Origin of the sequence: Corallococcus praedator (assembly GCF_003612125.1) — a bacterium.
Taxonomy (GTDB): Bacteria; Myxococcota; Myxococcia; order Myxococcales; family Myxococcaceae; genus Corallococcus; species Corallococcus praedator.
This window is the reverse complement of sequence record NZ_RAWI01000478.1, coordinates 1-6,341: the sequence shown is the minus strand read 5'-3', so window position 1 is coordinate 6,341 and position 6,341 is coordinate 1. Positions and strand designations below refer to the sequence as shown.

6 protein-coding genes are annotated in these 6,341 nt (G+C 69.5%); 4 read left to right on the top strand and 2 right to left on the bottom strand.

The annotated features are described in order from the left end of the window. The first annotated feature begins 2 nt into the window (after positions 1-2). The 3 genes from D7Y13_RS36590 to D7Y13_RS36580 all read left to right on the top strand — a co-directional run bounded on the left by D7Y13_RS36590 (position 3) and on the right by D7Y13_RS36580 (position 2,963). Positions 3-881, top strand: coding sequence for a TIGR02266 family protein (locus D7Y13_RS36590; RefSeq protein WP_244222424.1), 879 nt, complete (start codon positions 3-5; stop codon positions 879-881). A gap of 42 nt (positions 882-923) precedes the next feature. Then, entirely contained in the window at positions 924-1,319 is a 396-nt protein-coding gene (locus D7Y13_RS36585) for a VOC family protein (protein WP_120585950.1), read from the top strand. Between the two features lie 183 nt (positions 1,320-1,502). Next, on the top strand, positions 1,503-2,963 hold the full coding sequence (locus D7Y13_RS36580) for a metallophosphoesterase (protein WP_120585949.1): 1,461 nt from the start codon (positions 1,503-1,505) through the stop codon (positions 2,961-2,963). Positions 2,964-3,032: 69 nt separating this feature from the next. Here D7Y13_RS36580 and D7Y13_RS36575 read toward each other — a convergent pair whose 3' ends face one another. Continuing rightward, positions 3,033-4,103, bottom strand: a complete 1,071-nt coding sequence (locus D7Y13_RS36575) for a hypothetical protein (protein ID WP_120585948.1) — start codon at positions 4,101-4,103, stop codon at positions 3,033-3,035. 230 nt (positions 4,104-4,333) lie between these two features. Between D7Y13_RS36575 and D7Y13_RS36570 the strand changes: the two genes are divergently transcribed. Continuing rightward, complete coding sequence (locus D7Y13_RS36570) at positions 4,334-5,587, top strand: clostripain-related cysteine peptidase (RefSeq protein ID WP_120585947.1); 1,254 nt, start codon at positions 4,334-4,336, stop codon at positions 5,585-5,587. 87 nt (positions 5,588-5,674) lie between these two features. On the opposite strand, the gene D7Y13_RS36565 is transcribed toward D7Y13_RS36570, so the two are convergent. Then, entirely contained in the window at positions 5,675-6,052 is a 378-nt protein-coding gene (locus D7Y13_RS36565; protein ID WP_120585946.1) for a hypothetical protein, read from the bottom strand. Between the last annotated feature and the right edge of the window lie 289 nt (positions 6,053-6,341).

Sequence of the window (6,341 nt, the reverse complement as noted above, 5' to 3'; positions counted from 1 at the left end):
GGCTGGAGGAGCGGCTCGCCGAACAGGTGGCCCGCGCCGCCGCCGACGCCGCGTCCCTCACCGAACGGCTCGACCAGATGCGCAAGGCCCTGGCCCGTCCGGAGAGCGCCGGCGACTCCCGCCTCTCCCAGTGGGCCATGCGCCTGGAGGACACCGAGTCCCCCGCCCTGCCCCCGGAGCTGGAGCAGCTGCGCGAGAAGGCCCTGGATGCGCGCGAAGCCGCCCTGGACACCCGCCGGCAGGCCGGGCTGGACCTCCAGTCCGCGCTGCGCGTGCACCAGGAGGACGCGGGCCGCGTGGTCAAGGCCCTGACGGACGCCGAAGCCGACCTGAAGCGCGTGGAGGCCGCCGCCAAGGCCCGCGCCGAAGCCGAGGCCAAGGCCCGCGCCGAAGCGGAAGCCCGGACCGAGGAGCTGGCCCGGCCCCCCGCCATGACGCCCGCGCGGTCCAAGGCTGCGTCGGAGCGCACGTCCCGGGACGACACGCCCACCCGCTCGGACAAGCCCGGCCACAAGCTTCCCCTGCCGCCCGCGAAGGACGAGGCGCGCAGCAACGGCCGGGTGCGGATGCACACGACCATCGACATGCGCAGCGACTCCAACTTCTTCACCGGCTTCTCCATGGACATCAGCGAGGGCGGCATCTTCATCGCCACCGTGGAGGCGGTGCCGCGCGGCACGTCGGTGGACCTGGACTTCACGCTGCCGGGCGGACGGCCCCTCACGGTGAACGGCGTGGTGCGCTGGGCCCGCGACGGCAACGACCGCACCCCGGAGCTGATGCCCGGCGTGGGCGTGCAGTTCACCGCCCTGCCCCCGGAGGTGGCGCACGCCATCTCCTCGTTCGTCGCCACGCGCGACCCCATGTTCTATCCGGACTGAGCGCGCGGCCCGGGGGCCCGGCGGTCTGCTAGGACGCCGGGGATGATCGACCACCTGAGCTTCTACGCGACCGACTTCGCCGCCTCGAAGGCCTTCTACGAAGCGCTGCTGCCCATCCTGGGCTCCGGCCTTGTGATGGAGATGACGTCCACCTGGGACCCGGAGTTCCCCACGCGCCGGATGGCCGCCTTCGGCCCGCCCCAGCGCCCCGTCCTGTGGATCATCGAAACGAAGGCCCCCGCCTCCCCCCGGCACGTGGCCTTCAGCGCGAAGGACCCCGAGGCCGTGGACGCCTTCCACCAGGCCGCGCTGAAGGCGGGAGGCCAGGACAACGGCGCCCCCGGCAAGCGGCCCCACTACCACGCCGGCTACTACGGCGCGTTCGTGCTCGACCCCGACGGCAACAACATCGAAGCGGTCCACCACGGCATGCCGTGAGGCGCGGTCCGTCACGGGGGGCGCACGGGCCCCTGTGATACATGCGACGTTTCCCCAAGAGGGTCTTCTCCGACCACGCCGTCAATGCTATGCGCAGCCGGGTAATCCATTTTTAAGCTGTACACCCGGACATCACTGACGACACCGGAGCGCCTCGGACGAGGCCTCCACGGAGAAGACACCTTGAAGCCCTCTTCCCTCATTGTTTCCCTGACCCTGGCGGGCGTGCTGTCCGCGTGCGGCCCGGGTGAAGTGCCCGAGCAGCAGCCGTCCTCCGTGGAGGACGTGGGAGCCGCCACGGCGGCGCTGGACTGCGCGGCGCTCAACGCGCCCGTGTACATGCGCGTGCGGCCGGCCACCGGCTCCAGCCTGTTGACGACGAACCCCACGGAGGCCACCAACGCGGGCACGACGTACGGCTTCACGGATGACCGGGGCACGCCCTTCAAGGCCTCCAAGACCGCGGTCACCGGCCTGTCGCCCGTCTACCGCCTGTACAGCCCGGGCAAGTCGGAGCACATCGTCACCATCGACGCCACGGAGCGCACGAACCTCATCGCCTCCGGCTACACCACCGACGAGGGCGTGGGCTTCTACGCCTCCAAGACGGCGGACGCGTGCCTCATCCCCGTGTACCGCTTCAACAACACGTCGCTGCAGAAGCACCGCCACGCCGTCACCCAGGCGGAGCGCGACAGCCTCACCGCCGCGGGCTGGACGAGCGAGGGCATCCAGTTCTACGCGGCGCCCACCACCGCGCAGCCGGTGGACACGAAGTTCACCTTCGTGGTCATCCCCGACACGCAGCAGGAGACGGTGTACCAGCCCGCCCGGCTGACCCACCGCATGCAGTGGATCGCCGACAACAAGACGGCGCAGGACATCCGCTTCGTCATGCACACCGGCGACCTGATGGACTGGGACACCGCCGACCACATCCACTACCAGCGCGCCAGCGACTCGTTCCAGGTGCTGGACACGGCCCAGATTCCCTACGCCATCGCCCTGGGCAACCACGACACGGCGGCGGTGTGCCAGGGCGGCAGCGCGTGCCCGGGCAACGTCAACGCCAACCTGCGCAACACCACCACCTTCAACGCGTACTTCCCGCTGTCGCGCTTCAAGGCGCTGGGCGGCGTGTTCGAGACGGGCAAGTGTGACAACGCCTACCACACGTTCAGCGCGGGCGGCCTGAACTGGCTGGTCGTGAACCTGGAGCTGTGGGCGCGCACGGACTCCGTGAACTGGGCGAAGACGGTGCTGGCGCAGTTCCCCAAGCACAACGTCATCTTCATCACCCACTCGCACCTCAACAGCAGCGGAGGCATCGAGCAGAGCAACGGCGGCTACGGCAACAACAGCCCGCAGTACGTGTTCAACAACCTCATCAGCCAGTACGCCAACGTGCGCTTCGTCTTCTCCGGCCACGTGGGCACCTCCGCCTACCGCACGGACACCGGCGTCCACGGCAACACCATCTACCAGATGCTCAACACGTATCACGACGGCACCACGAACCCGACGCGGCTCGTGGAGATCGACACCGCCGCGAACACCATCTCCACCCGCGTCTACGCGCCGCTGACGAACACGGAACGCGCGGATGGCACGAAGGCGTACAGCAACGTGAACTGGGTGCGCTGAAAGACGCAGCCGCGCCAGGTGACCGGGCCCGCTTCCCTGCCGAGGGGAGCGGGCCTTGTCGTTCCCACCTCAGGGCTGGCTCGGATCCGCGCCAATGCCCTTGAAGGGGTTGAACGTGTACGTCGTGGAGAACTGCGACGACGGGCTGAAGTAATACGCCGCGAGCTTCGCCGGGTCCTTGGCGATCTCCCCGCGCAGGATGGGGCCGTCGTTCTGATCATCCCAGCCCCAGGGCGCGTTCGCGGAGTTGGTGCCGCAGTTGCCCGCCGCCAGCCCGCAGCCACCGCCGGTGTCACCCCGGAAGGTCCCGTCGGAGACGAACAGCGTGGTGAGGTCCCGGCGCTGCCAGAGCCCCTCCGAGCCGTAGATGTCCAGCAGCTTGTAGCGCACGTCGGAGTCCGTCGCGGATGAGGGCTGCTCCGCGAGCGTCAGCGACGGGTAGTACTTCACGCCGTCTCCAACGATGTCGTAGTACGGCCACGCCTTGAGCCCGTGGCCCTTGGCCTCCTGCGCGGTGATGGGGTGCGACAGGCCCTCGAAGGACGCGAGCGACAGCGTGCCGTCCAGCGACTCCGACCCCGAGGTGAGCGGGCTGCCCGCCGGCACGTAGGAGAAGAAGTCCTTGTGCGCGACCGTCACCGCGCCGACGAGCGCGCCGTACTCGCTGCCGTCGCGCTGCACCACGAGGAGCACGCCCTCGCCGTCGTTCTCATGCTCCGTGTCGAAGATGGAGTCGGACCAGTCCCGGGGGTGGAAGAAGGTGTAGAGCAGGTACCAGTGCGAGGAGGTTTCCACCACCGACTGGTACGCGTGCGCGGTGAGCGCTCGCGAGCCGGTGTTGTCCCAGTTGTTCGTCCCGCTCCAGTCCCCGTCGAAGTCCACGCGGCTGATGAAGTCGGACTTGCCCGCGAGCGAGTGCGAGCCCGTGACGTCCACGTCCTGGTAGTGGATGGGCGCCCACCGCTTCGTGAGCGCCGCCCGCGCCGCCGTGGAACCCACGCCGTTCAGCAGGGACTGGCTCGCCTGCCCGAACGGGTCATCCTCCGACATGCCCTCTCCGCACGCGGTGAGCAATGTCAGGGCCGTGGTGACGGCGGTGAACACCAACACATCCGGAGAACGACGCAGCAGTGAGCGCATGGGGCCTGCCTTTCGGGGGACCCCCAGACGCTACCCCGGAAGATACGTCAAAAAAGCTTTAATTGAATTTCCAGTTAAAACGGTTCAGGCAAGGCCCCTTGTACGCGCCCCTGCCCGGGTTCCCCAATCCCAGACAGTGTGCGGCCCCGGCGGAGGGATTCCCTTCTGTCCGGGGCCTGTGCATCTCAGCCGACGCGTCGCGGTGGTCCCGCGCCACGCCGGGGGCGGACATGGGGGGCAAGGCAGTGGGGGCGGTGGCGCTGGCCTGCGTGCTGGGGCTGGCGGCCTGTGGACAGGGCACGCCCATCTTTCCGACGACGTCGGCCTCGGTGGATGGACGGCAACACCCGATGGAGGGCGCGACCTGGACGGTGCTCGTCTACATGGCGGCGGACACGCCCCGGGAAGCGGAGGGCCTGGCGAGTCTGCGGGAGCTGGTGGATGTGGGCACCGGCCCGGGGCTGTACATCGTCGCGCAGGTGGACCGCGCGCAGGGCTACAGCCATGCGCCGCTCGCGAACCTGCCGGACTGGACGACCACGAAGCGGCTGCTCGTGTTGCCCGGGTCGGTCCAGGAGCTGGCCGACCTGGGCGAGCAGGACATGGGCGATGCGGCGACGCTCTCCGACTTCATCGCCTGGGGTGTGCGGGCATATCCGGCGGACCGCTACGCGCTGGTGCTGTGGGACCACGCGGGCGCATGGACCGCGTTCGGCGTGGACGAGGACGCGCCGGGGGCGGACGGTGGCCGGGACGCCTTGAGCCTGACGGAGCTGCAGGCGGGCATCGACCGGGGACGGAGCGAGGCGGGCCTGTCGCAGTTCGCGCTCATCGGCTTCGACGCGGGCCTGATGGCCACCTACGAGGTGGCCAGGGTCCTGAGCCCCCACGGTGAATACCTGCTCGCCTCCGAGGAGGTGACACCCGGCCATGGCTGGGATTACGGCGCGCTGGCGCTCCTGCGGCAGGACCCGGCCAGCGGTCCGGTGGTGCTGGGGCAGCGGCTGCTGGAGGGGTATGGGCAGCGGGCGCAACGGGAGCACACGCAGGACGCCCTCACGCTGTCGCTGACGGACCTGTATGCGTTGGACGACCTCACGCGCGCGGTGGGCCGGTTCGCGGCGCTGACGCCGGAGTCGAACCCGACGCTGGCCGCGATGATTGTCGAAGCCCGGTCCTCCGCGCTGGAGTTCGGCCAGTCCCCGGACCCCACGCAGGCCTCCCACCTGGTGGACCTGGGAAGCCTGACGGCGCGCATGGCGGAGCAGACGCCGCACCAGTCCTCGCTGGAGGTGAAGATGCAGGAGGCGCTGGGCAGGGCGGTGGTGGCCCGGACACAGGGCTCCCAGACGTCCGCGTCCACGGGGCTGGCCATCTACTTTCCGCCGAGCCTGTCGCGGTACGACGCGGGCTACGACGCCCTGCCGGAAGTGACGGAGTGGCAACGGTTCCTGCGGCGCTTCCTGCATGGGCTCGACCGGTGACGGAGGCAGCACCCCGTCACCGTGCGGATTGAACAGACGACGTGCCTTCAACCACGCATGGCCGGCCCAGGGTGGAGACGTTGCGCATCAAGACCGCGCCGGACTTCGCCAGGTCCCAGGTGTCCAGGTGGAGCAACGCCCCCCTGGCTGGTCGCGGAACACCTTGTGGTCCGAGGGGAAGATGTACGTGTTCTTCACCAGGAAGGGCGCGAAGCGCACCGCCAGCGATTGCAGGACGCGGTGGCGCGTGTCGTCCACGCCGTCGCGGAGCGCCTCGTCGCGCCAGGCCGCATCCTTCGGGTCGCCGTAGAGCGACAGGGCGACGCTCGCCTCCGTCTGTCGCACGATGCGGGGATACGCCAGCGGCACGTAGTGGAAGTGCTCCTCGCGCGACGGAGGGCCGTCCGCACGGGCCGGAATGGCCAGCAGCGACAGCAGGAGCGCGGACGACAGCGACGAAACCACCGGCGTGTTTCACCGTGCGTCCTGGACCCGGGGGCCTACCGTCCTTCACCACACTTCACGGACCCGGGCTGATGGACAGTCGGACCCGAGGGGAATGCACATCGCGGTCGCAAACCCTATCGTATGCCCTCATCCGTCGGATACCGGACCCGGCTTTCCACGCGGGTGCGAAACACCGGACCGGTCTCCGCGGAAAAGACACACAATCCACGAGGGGGTGCGCCTGCTTCCCCCCAAGGAGACCCTGTCCGCATGAGCACGCCCACCCGGACCTCGCCCCCCCTTGGAG

Coding starts and splice junctions, on each gene's coding strand:
- D7Y13_RS36585 (WP_120585950.1), top strand. CDS start 924: ATGATCGACCACCTGAGCTTCTACGCGACCGACTTCGCCGCCTCGAAG.
- D7Y13_RS36575 (WP_120585948.1), bottom strand. CDS start 4,103: ATGCGCTCACTGCTGCGTCGTTCTCCGGATGTGTTGGTGTTCACCGCC.
- D7Y13_RS36570 (WP_120585947.1), top strand. CDS start 4,334: ATGGGGGGCAAGGCAGTGGGGGCGGTGGCGCTGGCCTGCGTGCTGGGG.